General features: G+C 42.4%; 10 protein-coding genes and 2 pseudogenes. 9 read left to right on the forward strand and 3 right to left on the reverse strand.

Annotation, left to right across the window (positions count from 1 at the left end; all coding sequences use genetic code 11):
• The first annotated feature begins 835 nt into the window (after positions 1 to 835).
• From ACED45_RS14315 to ACED45_RS14325, 3 genes are read left to right on the forward strand one after another with little or no spacing between them, the layout of a single operon-like run.
• Positions 836 to 2,503, forward strand: coding sequence for a hypothetical protein (locus ACED45_RS14315; protein WP_371714305.1), 1,668 nt, complete (start codon positions 836 to 838; stop codon positions 2,501 to 2,503).
• A gap of 3 nt (positions 2,504 to 2,506) precedes the next feature.
• Entirely contained in the window at positions 2,507 to 3,943 is a 1,437-nt protein-coding gene (locus ACED45_RS14320; protein WP_371714306.1) for a hypothetical protein, read from the forward strand.
• Positions 3,944 to 3,955: 12 nt separating this feature from the next.
• A complete protein-coding gene (locus ACED45_RS14325) occupies positions 3,956 to 8,593 on the forward strand; it encodes an OmpA family protein (protein WP_371714307.1) in 4,638 nt (1,545 codons plus the stop codon).
• 60 nt (positions 8,594 to 8,653) lie between these two features.
• Here the strand turns inward: ACED45_RS14325 and ACED45_RS14330 are convergent.
• The 3 genes and pseudogenes from ACED45_RS14330 to tssH all read right to left on the reverse strand — a co-directional run.
• Positions 8,654 to 8,818: pseudogene (locus ACED45_RS14330) on the reverse strand (helix-turn-helix domain-containing protein); the annotation flags it as partial.
• Positions 8,819 to 8,901: 83 nt separating this feature from the next.
• Positions 8,902 to 10,282 (reverse strand): annotated as a pseudogene (locus ACED45_RS14335) (sigma-54-dependent Fis family transcriptional regulator); the annotation flags it as partial.
• Positions 10,269 to 12,962, reverse strand: coding sequence for a type VI secretion system ATPase TssH (tssH, locus tag ACED45_RS14340; protein WP_371714308.1), 2,694 nt, complete (start codon positions 12,960 to 12,962; stop codon positions 10,269 to 10,271). The gene tssH and the pseudogene ACED45_RS14335, both read right to left, overlap by 14 nt.
• 453 nt (positions 12,963 to 13,415) lie before the next feature.
• On the opposite strand from tssH, the gene ACED45_RS14345 reads away from it, so the two are divergent.
• From ACED45_RS14345 to ACED45_RS14370, 6 genes are all read left to right on the forward strand, one after another.
• Positions 13,416 to 13,934 carry an Hcp family type VI secretion system effector gene (locus tag ACED45_RS14345; protein WP_012600867.1) on the forward strand — a complete coding sequence of 173 codons (519 nt, stop codon included), beginning with the start codon at positions 13,416 to 13,418 and terminating at the stop codon, positions 13,932 to 13,934.
• A 74-nt stretch (positions 13,935 to 14,008) separates the two neighbouring features.
• On the forward strand, positions 14,009 to 16,087 hold the full coding sequence (gene tssI / locus ACED45_RS14350) for a type VI secretion system Vgr family protein (protein ID WP_371714309.1): 2,079 nt from the start codon (positions 14,009 to 14,011) through the stop codon (positions 16,085 to 16,087).
• Complete coding sequence (locus ACED45_RS14355) at positions 16,087 to 16,572, forward strand: hypothetical protein (protein WP_017062589.1); 486 nt, start codon at positions 16,087 to 16,089, stop codon at positions 16,570 to 16,572. The genes tssI and ACED45_RS14355 overlap by 1 nt, the downstream gene beginning before the upstream one ends.
• A gap of 25 nt (positions 16,573 to 16,597) precedes the next feature.
• Positions 16,598 to 17,917: a hypothetical protein gene (locus ACED45_RS14360; RefSeq protein ID WP_371714310.1), complete on the forward strand. Its 1,320-nt coding sequence runs from the start codon at positions 16,598 to 16,600 to the stop codon at positions 17,915 to 17,917.
• A complete protein-coding gene (locus tag ACED45_RS14365; protein ID WP_371714311.1) occupies positions 17,898 to 18,890 on the forward strand; it encodes a DUF2169 family type VI secretion system accessory protein in 993 nt (330 codons plus the stop codon). Before ACED45_RS14360 ends, ACED45_RS14365 begins: the two co-directional genes overlap by 20 nt.
• The gene (locus ACED45_RS14370; protein ID WP_371714312.1) at positions 18,883 to 19,851 is read left to right on the forward strand and encodes a hypothetical protein; all 969 of its coding nucleotides are present in this window, start codon (positions 18,883 to 18,885) and stop codon (positions 19,849 to 19,851) included. The genes ACED45_RS14365 and ACED45_RS14370 overlap by 8 nt, the downstream gene beginning before the upstream one ends.
• The last annotated feature ends 373 nt before the right edge of the window (positions 19,852 to 20,224 follow it).

A 20,224-nucleotide genomic window follows, 5' to 3' on the forward strand; every position in this document is an offset into this window, starting at 1 on the left:
AATAATCACCCATACTGGCCGTTTCTATCTGAGATCCAATTAGGAAACAAAGCCACTACAGGTTGTAGAAATTTGAATATGCACAGTGGACTTAATCATTTCTATTCTCCTCAAGTCGATTTTGTTGTACAGCAGTGACTAATATTGATTAGTTTAGTGATGCTGAGTCATTGAAATGAAAATTATTTTGTTTTTCCTATTTCATTATTTAGTCATATTTTTAGTCGGATAACTAATATAACTGGTGATGTAATCAGAATGGCAATTGTATAGATATTTTGCATAGTAGTTTTTGGTGTTATCTCTATAAAATTGCCATCTTGATATTAAATGCATAATATATATAGTGTTTATATCACATCGTTATTTGATGTGGTGTTCTGCATTTTGGTACTTTAGTACCGCCCTTTTAAGCCAATTTAGTGTTCCAAAATAAATCCTATTTATATTGGCTAAGTTTATGTGGGAATTTATTCCCACTTTTTTTCTTTTTTACAGATGAGAAAATGCTCAATATAACCTTCTAAATCGATGAAATGCTTCCACCAGATATGTGTGCTTGGTCTAGTTAGTATTTACTTAAGTACGCAATGAAATGATTGTTATGTGACATCCGTTCAAATTGATTTGCCTTTTTAGTTGGTCAGACGAAATGACTATTTATCCTGTTTAATTAGCTTTATTGCTAGTGTTATGGTTTTTGACGATACTCCTTCTAATCTATTGAAATTTATAACCATTACGCGTAGAATTTATTTAACCAAATCGTTTTTTAAGCCTTATCAGCTTAGTTATCACCGCAACTATATATACCTGTAGGTTGTGGAGAATCCAAATGCACTTAGTTTGCAAATTTATATCTAGTTCGTCTCTCAGTACGAACGACCTTCAATATGTCTTAACACCGGATGAGTGTATCGGGCTATTTTCGCGTGTGCGCACCCCTAAAAACATCTTGGCTCAGTTACCAAGCACTCTGGTTCAGCAGATTACTGCGTCGGCTAAAAAAAATGTCCACAGCCTGCTCAATGCTATTCGAGTAGAACTTGTAAAAGCGAACTGGGTTTGTCTTTCATCCAATGTGAGACGTAGTCCACTAACGAGTAAGCAACTAGCAAGCTTCCCTCGACTGAAGTTACATGTCGACAGGGTGAGTAAGAGCACTGGAGAGCGTGTTCACAAAGCCAACTACCAGCAAGTTGTCGATGATGTACCTTTGGCACGTCACTACAGCTTCTCACCGGTTGAACCTTCCCCTGAACATAAAATCGTCGTTGAGTTTGCAGGGCAGTGGTCTAGCAATGCAGCATGTTTGATGTTGGGAAAAACAGATACTCAAAAAGAAAAAGTGACGGTAGGTAAGCCAGATCGAGAAAATAAGCACCGAAGCCTAGCTACATTTAAAGATCTTGAAGTAGAGGGGAAAACGCTCTATATCAAAATTCCTTGTTTTGACCAGCCTCAGCCAATCTTGCTTAAACTCGCAGAAGACCTGAAACCCGTTGAGAAAGAAACTCAGATGGATGAGTGGGATAACGTTTTGGTGCCGGTGAGGCCATTAGCTTACTTAGATGGCAGCAGTGAAAAGGCAAAAGCTTCTGATCTATGTGGTGGTTTTCTTTATGTTTTTTGGAAAGGGAAGCTTTGGCGAGAGATGGGGATAAACGAGAAAGGTTACTACCAAGACGTTGACGTCGAGTATTACCGTACCCTAGAGCAAGAAGAAAAGAAAAAAGATACACCTCAGGTAATACAAAGAAGCGCAAGCGGTTTTGCCATGGCGCATTTCTGGGCACCTTACAAAATATCGGGTGAAGTCCAACAGGGAGAAAATGGACTCAAGATCATTTTTTCACCAAAGCAAAAGCGCTTTGCTCAAATTGAAGCATTAGAATCGGATGCTGCTTTGCTAGATAAATCCAGCACGCCATTAGATGAATTAAGCAGTTACAGTGATGCACAGTCATTCAGTGCACAAGAATTCACCTCCGATGTAGACAGCGCAGCCATCCACAAAGTAACCGAAGACGACATGCCATGGCTGAGTGATCAACAAGCCATCGTTCGCAGTTATGACCAGAGCAACACCGTGATTGCTTATGTGGATGGAAAAAACAGTGGTTTTCAATTATCAGTTGAAACCGGGCTGATCGATTTTAATACCCCTGTCATTCATTATGCGGTGATATCTGATAGTGAAAGTGATTGGGTACTGAGTGAAGCGCTTCAATATGACCAAGAAAACCCACATTTTGCAACGGCGCAGCTCGGTGGTTTTCCCCCAAAAGGAAAATTCACTTTACAGATCACCTCTCCAGGTTATACCCATCACTCGGAACTGGTTTTTCAAGACTTAACTCTTGAGCAAATACAGAATTGGTCGACTCCGACTCAAATGGCGGAAAGGGTAGAACCCGAGCCAGAACGCAGCGAACAAGAGCTGAATGCAGAAGATAATCTCAGCCAATATATGTCGCTATGGAAACAAGAATTAGGAATGTAAGTTATGAATAAAAAAGTCGTCTGTGGCTTGATCGCATTTGCTATTGGGGGCGTCGGGGTAGGCATTGCCTTTAGCCCACAAGTTCAGCAATGGTTAGATGACATAGCTGTTGCACAAGCGGAGCAAGAAAAATATAACAAGGCGTTAAACACGGTTGTTTCCTCGATGGGGCTCTTTGTTGATAGGACGTCAGAGCGAGCTGATTGGATATTGGAAGTCGCAGACCCACGCACCGTGCCGTTGGCTCAGTGGGACAATCCCGGAGACAAGCCGCAAATCATCACGCAGATTTATCGTGCTGAAAACCGCAAACAAGCTGGTTTATACACCATGAATTTAGACGGCAGCAACCTGCAAACCTTGTTGACTCCAGAAGAAGTTGGCAGCCTAGTTGGTTTTACCAAAAACTTGCGCCCGCAGCGCTCACCAAATGGTCGCTTCTTATTTTTTAACATGGGGTTATTCGCATCGTTAAAAGGTTGTGCCGTTGCAGACCTTAAAACCCGCCAAATCGAACGCTTCGGGGGTGATTGTAACTTTGGTGGCTGGTTGCCTGACAGCAGTAAAGCTTACATGTCGAAACTCGGTAAGGCGTATGAATTTGATACCAACAGCATGGTTATGAGTGATCTGCCGTTGGCTGTACCTAACCCGGATTCTCCTGAACTGAGAAAGAAATGGCTGGATGGTAACGAGCATGCTTATGATGAACCTATAAGAGTGCAACTTTTGAATCAAGGAAAACAGTTACTAGTAACAGCAAGAACTTCCCATAACAAAATTGTATTAGGTCGGGCCGATGAGGAAACCAATCTCGTCTATCAAGTTGGCGACTGGCAACATTACAAGGAGGAGCGTTATTACCCTAAGGAATGTTATTTAGCCGAAGAGCGCAGAAAGTACAATGCCGTTGCAGATTATATCTACTGGCGGGAGGATGGTGGTGCGTTGACTTGCAACACCAAGGATGGTTATCGTTCATTTAATACTCGAGCAACCGACAAAGCCGTACCTTTAGCAAACAAAGACAGTCGCTATACGTTGCAACTCGGCGTATTAAGTGGCGATGATGCGCCTACCCCGAGACTGTATAGAGCGCGTCAGGCAGATGAGAGCGCGCCGATTGATGAACTAGCCTACCAGTATAAACCGCCTGAAGAAGGCGATAGTGTTAATGGCTTCTCCCTTTATGTTCCAGCGAGTTTGCAGCCTGACTTTTCTGATTATGATTTACGTCAGGAATTCCCAGCCTTACCAGACCACGCTCAATACAAACAAGCTTTCGCCCGTTATCAGGAAGCACAGCAAGAAAAATGTAAAGAAATAGATTATGGAAAATGGACATCACTTGAAATCCGACGTTGTGAGCGCACATGCCAAATTGAAAGACAAGGCGATCATTTTGTGACGGCATACTGTCACTCAAATAAAGCTAAATAAGGAATAAACTTCATGGCGAAATCAAACCTTAAAGTCAGTGGTGTTTACCTCCTGGGTCAACTTTTTGATGACAAGGGACCAGTACCAAATAGTCGATATTTTCCATTACGTAATGTGTGTTTCGCGCATAAAGACGACCGTGAAACTAGGGCTGTCAGCTATGATGGCGAAGGACACCAAACTCAAACACCACCGAAAGCGGCGTTACTGTACAGTGATACACTCGGGAAAATCACCTATTTTAACGCACCTGAATCATTAGATTTGGGGCAAGATTTGCCATTGCAAGGTAATCCTGCATCCGTGACAACGTTTGCCTCTGGTCACTCTCGCTTACTATTTTTTCCGCCTTATTTAGCGCCAATTCATCTTATGAGTGAAGAGGGCAAAGAAGGTAAATGGCTGGCGAATTTGTATAATTCACTTATATCAGGAGCAGAAACTGAGCCTGACGAAAACTATTTCACAAAGGCTAATCAAAGAGATTTTCCCATTACAGCTCTATTACCAAGTAAGGAGGTCAGTGATAAACGCTATGCTGCTGCTATCGGTAAGCTTGAGGATTCGATCGAGACAGAGCAACTGAATACGCTAAATGCCATTGTTTTACCGCAGACATTTACGATTGTGGTGCATTTTTCTGATGCCAACTTCGTTGGTGCGACGGTTACGCTGTCGAATTTCCCTTCACAGTTGCGAATTAAAGGGGATACAGAAGGCAGTAATTTAACTGCGGTGAGCACTGTTAAAGAAGTGAAATTCAAAGATATTGACGGTCAAGAAAAAAACATTTATAGCGCTACGTTTTGGGTAATTTCCGATTCGGTGTTTAAGCTCGAGGAGGCGAACCAGCATTGTCGTTTTGATATTGATCTCTCCACCGTTAGAGAGGGTAGTGCGCTAGACTTTTGGCAAGATACTAAAATCCAGAAATACAGTTTTTGCGAACGGGTTTTGCACTTACCGATCTCAACTCCGCTTGGGCGCAGTGCTTTGGTGAACGGTGATCCTATCTCGGTAGAGGAAGCACTGTTCAATCAAGCCCCTCACCTTTATCCCAATTTGCTGGAAAAACTGAAACAAAGCCCAACTGATTTGCCTGAAAAACTCGCCAGTGAGCCAAAAAACGCGATTGCTCCTCAGATATGGCACAGTGTACAAAACAATAAAGCGTACATTGAAAGTGCAGCCCAAACGATGCAACACAAGTTAAGTTGGCAAACTGTTGCCAAGGTTGCTGCGGCTTCTGTTGGTGGCAGTGCTGATAGCGAAATGAGAAATATTGCGGGTGCGACAGAGGCTTGTTTATCCGTTATCAGCAAAGCTAATGATCTTTCAGCGAACACGGCCGCATTTGGCCAGAGTCAAATCGATATGATTAAGTTGTTCGGTGACAAAGGCAATATCTTATTTGACAAGTTGAAAGAAAAGATCAATTTGATTGAAGTACCTTCGCAGTGGCGTCAGTTATTACAAAACACTCAAATAGCGGAAAAGATCGGTAAAGGTTACACTTTGGCTGATGTCGTCATTAAAGGTGGGAACTTAGTAGAGGCTTACAACAAAGACGATAAGGCGAGCAAAAGGCTTGATTCTGTTGTGCTTGAGTACCTTGCAACTGTACAGCAGCCTGGAATGAAATCTTTGGCCAGTATTGGTGATAAGGCACTTTTGGACGCAGAGACTAAGGCACTTGAACAACTCAAAAATCTACTGCCCAAGCTTGGAGACAACGATGAGCTTTCATTAAATACCGAGGTTAAAAAAGGGCGACACATATTCGAATTAAGAAGCACGACGTTTGCTTTTGACCGTAGCGACTCAAATAACCCTAAAGCTAGAGCCAACTTAATTGAATTGGGGGGGATACTATCGCAAATACACCGCCCGATTCCAATTACGATAAAGGGTCACACTTGTTCGCGCGGGTCGATCGAATACAACCAGACTTTGTCAGAAGAACGAGCGAGTTATATACGAGAATGTATATTAGAAGGGATTACGTCTAACCAGGCTGTTTGGAAAACGTGCATACGTGCCATTGGTCTAGGTGAGCGAGAACCGCTTGTCCCCAATGATTCTGAAGATCAACGCCGGCGCAATCGTCGCGTCGACTTACTGCTTCATTTTGAAGCAATCTTAGATTACCCAGTTTCTCGAGGTGGACTAACCGTCGTCGAAAAGTCTCGTCAAATGATGATTGCTAATGAGATGCAGCTTGACGCGGCCACTTTAGATGCAATAGAACTTGCCCTTGATACTGCCCTTGATACTGCCCTTGATGTGGCTTCAGTAACGCCTTTGGGAGCTACTGCTAACTTTATTTATACGGTAGGCAAGGCAGGTTCTTCGGTGTTCTCAAATCTTTATGATTTGATTAATGAAGAAGCAGACACTTTAAAGCTACGAAATAATCTTGAAAAAATACAATACCAAAATATTGTCTCTCAAGAACAAATACTGTCATTTGGTTCAGAAAGCCTCTCTGACGAGATGAAGTCAAGTTATTACAAACGTGCTCACGCGCTGAATGGCTTGAGTCGATTATTGCTTGAACGAAACTATCAAGAAATGTCAGGCGAACATAGCAACGTTTCGATAGAAAATATTAATGATTACATTCAACTTTTTTTGCTCAACGATCAGTGGCAACTTAATGAAAATGGGTTTGGTATGGTACACCTTGATGAGTTCTTTATGGATTCAGACTATGCACAAGCTGAGTTATCACTCCTAAAAGCCAGTACTTATTCTGCTTACGCACAACTAGGGGCAAGCATTGCGGGCAGACAGTTGAGCGATTGGTACTCTGACGCTGAGGATAGTGAAAGCCCAAGACCATTTATGGAATACAGCCCGATTCATTACACGGTATCCGCTAATACAGAAGCGCTTGTCAAAATGTTTGAAATTCCCTTCAAAACTGACGATCTGGAAGCGTTGTACAAAGGAGCTAAGCAATCAATATCCGTTAAAACGGCTCGTGACGGAGCACCAAAAGAATGGATAGCAATGGATGAATTCCTAGAAGAGCATGGATCTTTGTCACCATTTGATGAAGTTAGGATTATCGTCGTCTTGGCTAAGGGAGCTGTAGAGTCGATATCTGAAGAAAAGCGTCGCTTATTGCATCGAGTAGGAATTGAGGTTCAAGCTCGCTGGAATTGGTCGAATTACTCAGGCTTAACAGATGCAGTGCTAAAACGCTCAAAAATCGTTAATAAAAGTTCAGAGTACCTGCGAGATATTAAGCCGATAGTCGATAAGTTAAGTTTGACTTCTAAGGAAAAAGCGCTTCTTAACCAGCAATCTGATGATGAAACTTGGGGCGTCATTATCGAACCGTCTTTTGTTTTTGGTGTCAATAAAATTAAAGGTACAAGACCGTGGATTCCGTCAGATTCGACGAAAAACATATATTTGAACCACTTGTTTGAAGAAGAAAATAGAGAATTACGCTCTGGTGAGTTGCCTCTAGAGTATGAGTATCTGGCGGGCATCAAAGGGGTTAATGATTCATCTGAACCTATTAATTATAACTTTTGGGGGACATGGGGGATTTCTACATTCAATCTCTCACTAAGCCCCTCTCGACTTTATCAATTTGGTAAAAATAAGGATGTTAGGCATGCTGATCACTTGTTAGTTTCAGAAAGTTTCCTATCAGCGCCTAAACCGGGTTCAGACCAAGGCAGTTTCCCTAAAGTGTTTGATGATCCGACCGTTGAGCTCCATATAATGCAGAAAGGTCTTGACGGTAAATACTCTGATTTTGAGCGGTACTACAACAAAGAGGTTGAGGGTTTTGACTGGAGTAAGTGGGTCAATTGCCTAGCGATCGTTAAGACTAAACATTGTCCTGATACACATTTCAGTAACCTAGGATTCGCGCCTGGCAAAGTGATAGGTGTTGAGGCCAAATTGAGAGAAGCCGAGTTTACGAACAATATTGATTTTCTAGCTGGCGTATCAGGTGGGACTCAGTTTGCTTTGGGTCAAAAGGAGTTATATCGAATAGGCATTATTCTTGAAAATGATAATGAATGGCAGTTTGACGTAATGACCACACAAAAGAATGGAACACCATTAAAAACCGAGCTCTCCATTCAGCTTGAGAGCTTACGTCAATCTTATTCAAGAATGAGTTCGGATGAACTTAAAAGTCATGCCATAACCAACTTTGTTGGATTAAGGCAGAAGACGGATATTTATGCCCAGATTTTCAAGCCTGAATATGTCAATGCACTGGGCTCAAAAGTAGCTGGGCTTAAACCATTTAAGAGAGTTGAGAAGTTAGTTGATAATTTTCACACATATATCGACCTTCAACTTGAGCTCATTGGGCCTACTGGGTCAGGTTTACATTCGCAATCAGAAAAATTCAGGCTCAATCTGCATGCCGTTGACCGTGAAGACGTTCCTGCAACTTGGTATTCATGCAAAGAAGAACATATCAAAGGGGCTGAAGAGATTCTGAAAATAGAGGATAAAACAGACTTATCTTCGAAAAGAGAAATAGCAGAGCGCTACGGAAAAACTTACTCTGATATTTCACCTATTTTAGAATGGTTGGCAGCAGGCGAAGCTAAACCAACTAGGCTAAGTGAGCGCCAAATTGAATTGATAAACAAATGGATTTTAAGTAAATAAAAAACCGCCTTCGGGCGGTTTTTTTTCTTATCAATGGAAACTGAAGTAAGATTTTCTCGCTTAACCCGCTGCAGAAATGTCGTATTTCTTCATCTTATGGTTGAGAGTACTTAACGGGAGTGACAACTGCTCAGCTGCCCGTTTTGTGTGCCAATTACAAGAATTTAAGCAGTCAATAATTACGGTACGTTCGTACTGGCTGACGACCTCTTTTAGGCCAACAGCGACATCGTCATCTCCTAGAGGTTCAGGTTCAAGCGTGGGCTGTATTGCCGATGTAACTGGAGCAACGACTTGATGGTGTTCTACCTCTTCAGGGATCTGTTCACCAAACTCAATCTGAGTAATGGTTTCGAAATCGGAAAGCAGGACCGAGCGTTCGATGATGTTCTTAAGCTCGCGTACGTTACCGGGGTAGGTGTAAGTAAGTAGCTGGTTTCTCACATTAGCACTCAATCCCGGTGATTGAGGCAAGCCTAACATCGTCGTGGTGTGCTGAACAAAGTGCTCGGCAAGTGGGATAATGTCCGCTTGTCTGGATCTCAGTGGTGGTAAGGTGATGGGAAATACGTTCAAGCGGTAGAATAAATCGGCCCTAAAGCCTCCGTCTTTAATCTGCTGCATTAGGTTACAGTGCGTCGCGGCAATGACTCTAACATCCACTTCAATCTCTCTGCTGGCGCCTACAGGGCGAACTTTACGCTCTTGTAACACACGCAGCAGTTTAGCTTGAAGTAGCATTGGCATATCGCCAATTTCATCTAGGAACAGGGTGCCACCGTTTGCTGCTTCAAATAAGCCAACTTTGTCCTTGTCTGCACCGGTAAATGAGCCCTTTCTGTGCCCGAAAAGTTCGGATTCCAGAAGTTGTTCAGGAATTGCGGCACAGTTCTGAACGATTAATGCTTGGTCAGAACGATTCGAGTTTTCGTGAATGTATTTTGCAATGACTTCTTTACCCGCACCCGTCTCGCCTCTAAGTAAGACGTCGACAGGCAAAGAGAGCACCTTATCAAGTCGGCTCAATACATTGACCATCTCTTCACTTTCAGCGATCGGACCTTGATAGGTTTTCTTTGTCCGTTTCTTTAGCTGAGTATTTTCACGAACCAACGCTTGGTTATCGGCGCTTAAACTCTTAATCACTTGACCATATTGCTCTAACCAAATGGCATGGCGAATATTACTTGCCGCCATTCGGCAAAACTCGGTAAGTGCGGTTTCGTTATCGATAACGCTTAAATCAAGCAAAACCAACAATCCAATAGTTTTGCTTTCATCATCAATCAATGGCCAAGCAAGTAAGTTATTGCTTTTTAGACCTAATGTTTGCTCGGTTTGATAGATGCTTTCACAGTCATAACCATTGTAAGTGTATAGCTCATTGATCAAGACAACTTCGCCGTTACGTACGGCGAAGTTGAATGGGTCGGCTTCACTTACTGTGTCTAACTGCAGTGGCTCCCAAGGATGTGAGGCGATGACTTTTTCATGGTGATGCGCGGTACTTGGAATCAAGGCTTGACCGGTTTGGTCAAGCACGTAAATGATGCCATGTTTCGCGAAAGTCATTTGCCTTGCTGCTGTGAGAACGGCATCCAAAGTTTGAGCTAACTGGCTGCGATCAGCCAGAGATTGGCTGATCGCAAGTAGGGCGTTACTAAGCTCACTATGGTTAGCTGAACGCATAGGTTAGAGTTCCTTGCTCGTCCACAGAAACGTCAATTTGAGTATGTGAATCATCCTTGTCATTCACCAGTAGTTGAGTCGAAAGCTGCGGCAATAGTTGACGGTTAATAACGGCATCAATATTTCGAGCTCCCGTCTCCGCAAGGCGGCAGTTGCCTAATACGAATTCCACTAAGTTATCACCATAGCAAAGTGCCAGTTTGTGGTGGCTTTGCAGGCGCTCAGACACTTTCTTCAGTTTATGATGGATGATATCAGTCATTGCTGCGTCTGAAAGAGGAAGGAATGGCAACACGGACATACGAGCCAACAAGGCTGGCTTGAAGTGTTGATTCAACGTTGGGCGAATGGCTTCAGCGACGATATTGGCATCAATGTCTTTCGCTTGGTGAACTAAAGACTCAATCTCATGAGTCGCAAGGTTACTTGTCATGATGATGAGTGTATTTTTGAAGTCGATGGTACGACCTTCGCCATCATTTAGCGTGCCTTTGTCGAACACTTGGTAGAACAGGTTGAGTACTTCTGGATCTGCTTTTTCAACTTCATCTAAAAGAACAACAGAGTAAGGGCGCTGACGAACTGCTTCGGTCAGCATACCGCCTTCACCAAAACCAACATAGCCAGGAGGAGAACCAATAAGACGAGAAACCGTGTGTTTCTCTTGGTACTCAGACATGTTGATGGTTGTCATGAAGCGTTCACCACCAAACATCTGATCAGCGATAGCGCGAGCGGTTTCTGTTTTACCTACACCACTTGGGCCAACCAATAAGAAAACACCCGTTGGTGCATCTGGGTTACCTAATCCCGCTTTTGCGGTTTGAATACCTTCAGCAAGCGCATCAATGGCAAATTCTTGGCCTTTAATGTTTTGGATTAGGTTTTGTTTCAAGTTTAAGGTTGCTTGCGACTCATCTTGAAGCATCTTACCCATAGGGATGCCTGTCCAATCAGAAATTACATGACTAATTTCGTCGGGACCCACTTCATAGTGAACGAGTGGATTGGTACCGCGCACGTTATCTAAACGTTCGTTACAAGATTGAATAGCTTCGCGAGTCTGCTCTTCAGAATATTCATGACAATTTGGTTTGTCACTTGTTAGTGCGTCATCATCTTGAACCGTATTGTCAGCTATAGGAGCGCTGTCTTCTTCAGTCGAAGGAGTAGTAAGGCTATAAAGATGGCTACGCAGTTCAATGATTTCTTGAATAAGAGATTGTTCTTTCTTCCATTGAACTTGAAGGGTAGCTTGTTCTTCGGTGGCCTTTTCAATCTTCTCTTTTAGATCAGGAATTAAAGCGGCGCTGTGTTTGTCACCGGTTTGCTGCAGTTGGTCACGCTCAAGAGCTTCGAGTTCGCGGTTCGCAGCCGCAATTTCTTGATGCAATGTTTCGACAGGTGCCGGTGTTGCATTAAGGCTAATATTGACGCGAGCACAAGCCGTATCTAACACGTCGATTGCTTTATCTGGCAGTTGGCGTCCAGTGATGTAACGATCAGCTAAGTTTGCTGCGGCAGTGATTGCGTCGTCACGTACGTACACGTTATGTGATTTTTCATAGGCTGGTCTTAAGCCTCGGATGATCAATGCGGCTTGACTAGCTGATGGCTCATCGAGTTTTACTAGTTGGAAACGGCGCGCCAGAGCTGGATCTTTTTCGAAATATTTCTTGTATTCAGACCATGTGGTGGCAGCAATTGTTTTTACTTCACCACGTGCTAGAGCGGGTTTAAGTAGGTTGGCAGCATCACTGCCTCCAGCTTGATTGCCTCCACCAACTAGCGTGTGAGCTTCATCTATAAATAAAATGATTGGAGTCGGTGAATTCTTCACTTCATCTAGTACTGCGTTAAGGCGTTTTTCAAACTCACCTTTTACACTCGCTCCTGCTTGAAGTAAGCCCATGTCTAGGCCGTATAGTTCAACACCTTTGAGGCAGTCTGGAACATCTCCTTCGGTAATTTTTAATGCAAGACCCTCTACCACCGCTGTTTTACCAACTCCCGGCTCACCTACGGCGATTGGGTTATTTTTTCTGCGTCGCGCCAATATGTCGATTATTTGTCGGATTTCCTGATCACGGCAGAATACTGGGTCGATCTCGCCCTTTCTTGCTTTGCCGGTAAAGTCGGTGGTGAATTTACTTAATGCCGAACCATCTTCACGTGTGTCGGTTTTTTCTGATGTCGTTGCTAAAGATTCTAGAGAGTTTGTTGTGAGTTCAGAAAAGTTACGCTTTAAGGTATCTGGGTTTACACCGTCTAAGATTGAAGCGTAGCCGTGCTGACCATAGCGTAGTGGGTTACTCACGAGTGTAAGAAGTAGGGCGCCAGAGCGAATCTGAGTTTCGGATAGATCTAAAGATGAGACCAACCAACTTTCTTGAAGCCATTCGATTAAAAGCGAAGAAAAAACGGGCTTGCTGCCGTTGCCTGTTGTGTTGGTATCTAAAGTCGAACGAATGGATTGCCTTAAAATGGTCTCTGAGCAATCGAAATGACTTAATAAGATATCAAAATCACTATTTGGCCTTTCTAATAAGCTTAATAGATAGTGTTCAATTTGCACTTCATTGGCTTTTTCCGATACGGCTAATGCAGCGGCGTCCTCTAAAGCGACTTTTACAATAGGGTGCAGACGTTGTATTAAAGAGGAAAGGTTTATATTTATCATTTTAGTTCTATTAGTTATGTATATGGGATGCAGCAATTATACTAAAATTGATAACTGGTTTTTTATTCGGTGATGAATTTACTATTGTTTATTGGTTACTTTTATTGTTTGTTTTGGCTTTTTATCTGACTAATATTCAAAATCCCGTTCAAAATAATAAATAGTCTAGGCGTTATGATTTAATTGCTAGTTTTTTTGACTTTATTTCTAATCTTCGAGATAGTTATTTTGCCTTTGTTTTTAAATTCAATTTATTAGTATCCACGTTCAATAAATCGTTTTTCTAAACAACAAATTGTTGTTAAATATAATATTTATAACGGATAATTTATTGTAACTATCTGTATTTATTGGTTTTATAAAGTTGGCATGATGTTTGTATTAGCTTAATCAGTCGCGGTGATAAGCGATTTGGTGAATTAATGAATTATAAATTTTAAAAAGGAAATATCGATGCCAACTCCAGCATATATGTCTATCAATGGTGAAACTCAAGGTCACATTACTAAAGATACTTACTCTGCAGATTCTGTAGGTAACACTTGGCAAGAAGCTCACGTTGATGAGTTCCTAGTTCAAGAACTTGATCACGTACTAACAGTTCCACGTGACCCACAAAGTGGTCAGCCAACAGGTCAACGTGTTCACCGTCCGGTAGTAGTAACTAAAGTACAAGACCGTTGTTCACCTCTGTTATTCAACGCATTAGTGTCTGGCGAAAAGCTTCCTGAGTGTGTAATCCGTTTTTACCGTACTTCAGTACAAGGTAAGCAAGAGCACTACTACTCAATCAAGTTAATTGATGCACTACTAGTAGATATTCAAACTCGTATGAATCACTGTCAAGACGCTGCAACTTCAGATCGTGTAACTGAAGAAGTACTTAAGCTGACTTACCGTGCAATCGAAGTTACTCACGAAAACTGTGGTACTGCTGGTAATGATGACTGGCGTGCTCCACGCGAAGCTTAATCGCTTTTCGTGAAAAACAAAGGGTCAACAACTACTGTTGGCCCTATTTCTATTATTAGTATCAGGTAAAAGATATGGTGAATGACGTAGAATTTAAGTTTGAACTGCAAGGCTCCACGCATGATTTTCGTGTGGAGAGCTTTCAGGTAATCGAAGAGCTTTCAAAGCCTTTTCAAATCAGCCTATCATTACTTTCACTTGATCCTGATATCTCATTTGACGCACTCATCCGTAAACCAGGTAGTTTGACTCTATACGGTCAAGGCGTCAGTTCTGCGAGATGCTTTCACGGCGTGGTTAATGAGGTGCGTTACCTTGGTTCGGGCAGGAGATTCTCTCGTTACCAATTGACTCTTGTTCCACAAGCTTGGTTTTTGAGCCAAAGACAAGACTGCCGTATTTTTCAACAAAAATCAGCGTCGGCGATCATTTCTGAAGTTTTAGATGATGCGTCAGTGACCGATTATCGATTCGAACTGTCTGGTGTATATCCTTCAAAAGAATACGTGTTGCAATATCGAGAGACTGACCTTGAATTTGTTCAGAGAATTCTGGCCGAACACGGCATGTGGTACTACTTCGAACATACAGAAGCTAACCACACAATGGTTATTGTCGACAGTAATGATGCAATCGCTGAGTTATTGAGCACGCCACTAAACGGATCTTATTTAGGCCCTATTGTTTATCATGCGGATGGTGGCGGTGTTGCAGACCGCGAGCATATCTCTGACCTTGAACTCGTGAATCGAGTGAAAACCGGACACGTTACTTACACTGACTATAACTACGAGTTTCCGAAGATCCCTCAGGAAATGAGCAGTTCCGGCGAACTCGATTTAGATTTGAAATTATTCGATTTTCCAGGACGTTACGTTGACCCAGCAATGGGGCAAGTAAGATCAAATGAATGGATGTCAGAGCACGTTGTAGATAATCAGCAAGTAGAGGCGACCAGTAATGTCATGAGACTGGCGTCTGGATACAGTTTTAGTATCAGTGAGCATCCACGTTCGGCAATCAACCGCGATTACCTCATGCTGTCGGTGATGCATAGTGGTCATGACCCTCAGGTGCATGAAGACGAAACTAATGGTCTGCCAACTACATATCATAATCAGTTCGCGTGTATTCCTAGACATGTTGAGTTTAGAGCTCCAAAACTTGAAGCTCCTTTGGTTGAAGGTACGCAAACAGCGGTTGTCGTGGGGCCTGCAGGTGAAGAGATCTATACCGATAAGCTTGGGCGAATCAAAGTCCAGTTCCATTGGGACCGTTATGGCGAGAGCGATGAGCATTCGAGTTGTTGGATTCGAGTTAGCCAATCAATGGCTGCACCGACTTGGGGGGCGGTATACCTACCTCGCATCGGCCATGAGGTGGTTGTTACCTTCCTAGAGGGAGACCCTGATAGGCCTTTAGTTACTGGCGCAGTTTATAACGGGCTTCATTATCCCCCTTATTCGTTACCAGAGAACAAAACGCGTACAACTTTCAGAACTCAAACGCATAAAGGGACTGGCTATAACGAGTTGAGCTTTGAAGATGAAGCTAACCAAGAAGAAGTCTACATTCATGCGCAAAAGGACATGTCGACCAAGGTTTTAAATAACCGCTATCGCGACATAGGCCAAGATGAGTTTTTAAAGGTTGCGCGCCATCAGACGAATGATGTTCACGGTGATCACAAAGAGACCATTGACGGGCACAAGACTACCCAAGTTAACAGCACGTTTACTGAAACTGTCGAACAAGATGTATCTGTTACTTACAACGCTAATGAAACTCAATATGTTAAGAACAACTCTGATTTAGAAATTGGAGATAATCAAATTACCAAGATTGGTAAGAATGATGACTTGGATGTGGGTGAAAACAGCAATTTAACGGTTGGTGCATCAAAAAGTTCTGATATAGGAGCCGATGATAACCAAACGGTTGGTGGCAACTTAACGGTTTCTGTTAAAGGAAATACTTCATACAAAGCCGATGGTGCGACCCAGATCATAAGCGGCGACAAGATAGTACTCAAAACGGGTGGGTCTTCATTAGTGATGAATAGTGATGGTTCTATCAAGTTGTCCGGTTCTTCAATAACCATTGAAGGAAGCGATAAAGTTGTAGTCAAAGGTGGAAACGTAGCGATCAATTAATGATGGAAAAACAAACCCAAATTATCCAAACCATCACCGAACAGCAAGCCGAATCAACGGCTTGCTTTTCGCGTTTTGGAACAATTGTATCGATTAACGAATCTAAAAGTGGTGTTCGTGTCGATTTCGAAGGTAACCCTTTACAGCAACCAATAAATGCGAGGTTGGGGCGGGGGTTCAAATTAGCCGAGTTACAACTTGCTATTGATAACAAACTTTCATGTCGTATCGAATTTTTAAATAACGATTTTAATCTCCCTTTAGTCACAGATATCTTTTTCTCCATTCTAGATGATTCTGATGAATTTGTACTGAGAGCAAAGAAAATGGTTATTGAAACGGAACAAGAGTTAATTGTGAGAAGTGGCGAAACAGAGACTCGTTACAGCGGCCGTGATGGCCGAATTACCACCAAAGCCAAATATGTGACTTCCCAAGCAGAGAAGGCTCAAAAAATTCAAGGCGGCACCATCGCGATCAATTGATCGTGTTACTAGATTGGATTCACGGATGCGTCAAAAAATAGGTATTGATCAACTAAACCAGCCGATTACTAATGAAGATTTGGAACTCGCCATCACTAATGCGGAAAGTACGCTCGCTTTATTGGACGAGCTTCCTATCAAGTGGCTGGATATGTGTAATGAAAAGCTGTCACTGGCTTCGGAGACACTCGGTTTCTTGTTAAAGCAACGCTTACAAGTACATAAAAGGGGATACCCAAGCGTTAAACTGGAGTATTTAGCGCTGGCTGAGCGTCAGATTAAAGATTTAAAAAATGTTTATTTGTCTTTCTATCGTTTAGCTCCAGGGTTAATACATCAATTAAAGCAGAGCGAACCGGCTATTTATGCTTGGTTGATGTTGAGTTCTGAGCTTGGTCAAGACCAGCAAAACCTGCTTTGTGGTTTATCTATACTGGGTGATTTAGATTATCAAACCACAAAATTGTTGTTGGTCCAGTCATCATTATCAGACATCGACTCTGTGATCATCGGAATGGTTGAAGGTGGTTGTAAGCTTCCCTTACTTTTCCTTGAATGCATACAGTTACGTCAGAGTATTACTGTCGGTTTATTAAAACGTTGGCTCAAAGATAAACGATTTTCCGATCATAAAACGCATTCGTTTTTATCTTTACAAAATGATTCAGAGAGCGTCATTTGGTTAGTTGAAAATACTGCGGGCAGTCAGAATTTGTTTGAACGATTACTTGCGAAGGAAGACAGGAATACATGGTTTCGTAAGGAGTTCGGTGTATCCGTCGATGGTGTCTTTGATCCTGAAGTCATTACTTTTGCCAAACTTTTAGAACTCAAAGAGTTTTCCAAGTTTGATACGAGCGGTGCGCTGGCGCCAATTGAGTTTGTTTTACATGGCCTGAATGAGCACGTTCCTGAAATAGTTGAATTGATGTTAAGCCTTGATGAGTTCGATGGCGAGCAATGGGTTCAGGCGCTCTATATTGTCTATGGACAACGTATGCCAGTGACACCAGAAAATTTTGGCCTCGACATTGAATGGGATGAAATACTCATAAAGTTAACAGAGTGGGTTGAAAGTGGTGCTTACATACAAGTATCACCAAGTCGAATGGGGCAACCTTTGACCTTAGAAACCAGTATACAAGCCATGTTCGATACTCAGGTTAGTACCGTATTTAGGGTTTGGATTTGGCGACAGGTTTGTCTTCACACTCGATCATACATTCCTTGGGATTTTACTATGCCTGCTCATCAACAAAACTGGAATATCACACGATTAACTCAGAATTCAGCAGCCTCAGAAAGGTTCAATTTAAGGAATAATAATGCAGTTGTGGGATATTGAGAATCATCCTGACCTTTCTATTAAAGGCAGATTCCAACGAGATCAGAATGGCGATGAGGTGTGGGTTGTTGTTGGAAAACGCTCTTGGAAACTCGTAGATTCAGTTTGGACGGAGCAAGAAGAGTCAGAGATTTACGACGATCCGATTTATTTGGGTGAAGCGGGGCTCTCCGCCATGAAAGTAGACCATGAATTTGCCATAGTCAAAGCCAATACTGATGTGCTGATTTTCGGAAAGGCACGAAGCTATGCAAAAAAGGCAGTTACGTACCACGAGTGTCGGCTTTTGATTGACGGTCACATTGATAAAACCATCTCGGTACTTGGTGATAGGCAATGGATTGAGCATGGTGGCAGTGTAACATTGAGTAAACCACTCCCATTTGTCGAAAAAGAGATCGATTTCTCATGTGCCATAGGCGGCGATTTAAGAAATCGACTCGGTGGAGGAGTTGCTGATAGCAAAGGTGAACTATTAAAACAGAAGGTTCCTTCTGTTTTCTATCCAACAGAGGATTGGAGTGCAACGTCAAAGAACACTCGAGTTGCGGGGTTTGGTCCGTTAGCGCCATTTTTTGGAGCGCGGCAGCGATACGCTGGTACTTTTGATGACGATTGGTTAGAGCATAGAAGGCCTCTCTATCCGGTAGATTTTGATCAGCGTTTTTATCAGAGCGCACCACAAGACCAACAATGCAAAGGCCTCATATCTGGCGGCGAACGTTTGATGATGAGTGGGTTTTGTCATGATGACTCGCTCTCTTTCCGCTTCCCTCAGGAAATGTATGTCGCAGAAGCGCAGTTCAAAAATGCTAATTATCAAGCTGATATGTTTATTTCTACCGTTTTCATCGATACCGAGACTCGCACACTTTCAATCAGCTATAGCGCTGCGTTTCCATGTCAAGGTGAGGAGCACCTGTTAGTGTCAACGAAGATTCATAAAAAACAGGAGTTTTCCGATAATGAATAACAATTCAGCACGATTTGTTATTGGGATGGAGGCCATGACACCAACCGGCATGAACCTTGATATCGCCACAACAGTCGCCAAAGCGGATTTGGGAAGGTTTGACCAGAAAGTGGACTTGGATGGAATAGAAAGGTTCACCTTCGCCAATATTGAATACACTTCGAAGACATCATTGTTTGATAAGTGTAAAGAGCTTATTGAGAGCTTAATTGGGTCTCTTTTGAAACAATTGCCTAAAGTATTAAAGCCTATTCCTCTACTAGTTAATATACCGGAGGCTCTTTCTGTTGTTGCGATAAGTGAGTGGTTAAATGAATGTAGGCATTGCGATTCAATCTCACATTATGAAGTTGTTCAACAAAGTGGGCCGTCACATTTAACGACATCATTAGCGAAATTGAACCAATTTGACGCAATTATGAGCATTTCGGTGGACTCACTTGTCGATGACCTTAGCGGTTTAATTGATGCCGGACAGGTAATGAGCTCATCTAATCCTTGGGGGATTATTCCAAGCGAGGGAGGGGCTGGAGTCATTTTGTGTCGAAACAATTTGGTTAAAACGTTAAAACTTAAGCCCTTGGCGCAATTAGGTTACTTTGACTTAGAAGCCGCAAACACAACTCGTAGAACAATGATGAAGTTAGTGAGAAATGCGAGCCGTAAGATCAAAAATTTTGGACCTGTATTCACTGACATGACTAATCTCAGATCTCACACTGAAGATTATGGCTTCGCGTTAGGTGCGCGCGCGGAATATTTCGAAAACCCTCAACAGCCGACTTTGATCAATGATTTATGGGGAACATTAGGTCGTTGTTCCGCATTGGCATTATTGGCTAGCGCGATCCGTGACGCACCTAACAGTAAACAGGTGACCCTGTTAATGTTTGATATTCAGGGAGAAAGGGCGCTCCTTCAATTGGTCCGAATGAAACATATTGGATTTGGTCCAAGTTAGTTCGGGGTCAACGTTTTTGTGTAACTATTGTTTATGAGAATTAGTTTAAGTTTGATGCTCTAGAGAGAGCTGCAATGTTCTTGTTATGTATTGCCAATTTGCACTTTTATCAATTGAGCTGAAATTTGCGAGCGTTACTTTTAACTTGAGGTGTTTGGCAAGTGGCTTAGCTACATCATTGTGTTAGGCATTTTAACAACTAACTTAAAACTCATTCATATTGGATAGTTTCTAATTGTATGGCTTTCATCTTAACTGCAGGATTTTAGGTTATCTCCAGTCTATTTAAAGGCTTCTAAATACGATTGAGTTGACTAGCTGCACTCCCAACTATTTATCATACTAAACGTTAATAATGTGATTTATGTCACGA

This window comes from Vibrio crassostreae (genome assembly GCF_041439375.1).
In the GTDB taxonomy this organism is placed as follows: domain Bacteria; phylum Pseudomonadota; class Gammaproteobacteria; order Enterobacterales; family Vibrionaceae; genus Vibrio; species Vibrio crassostreae_D.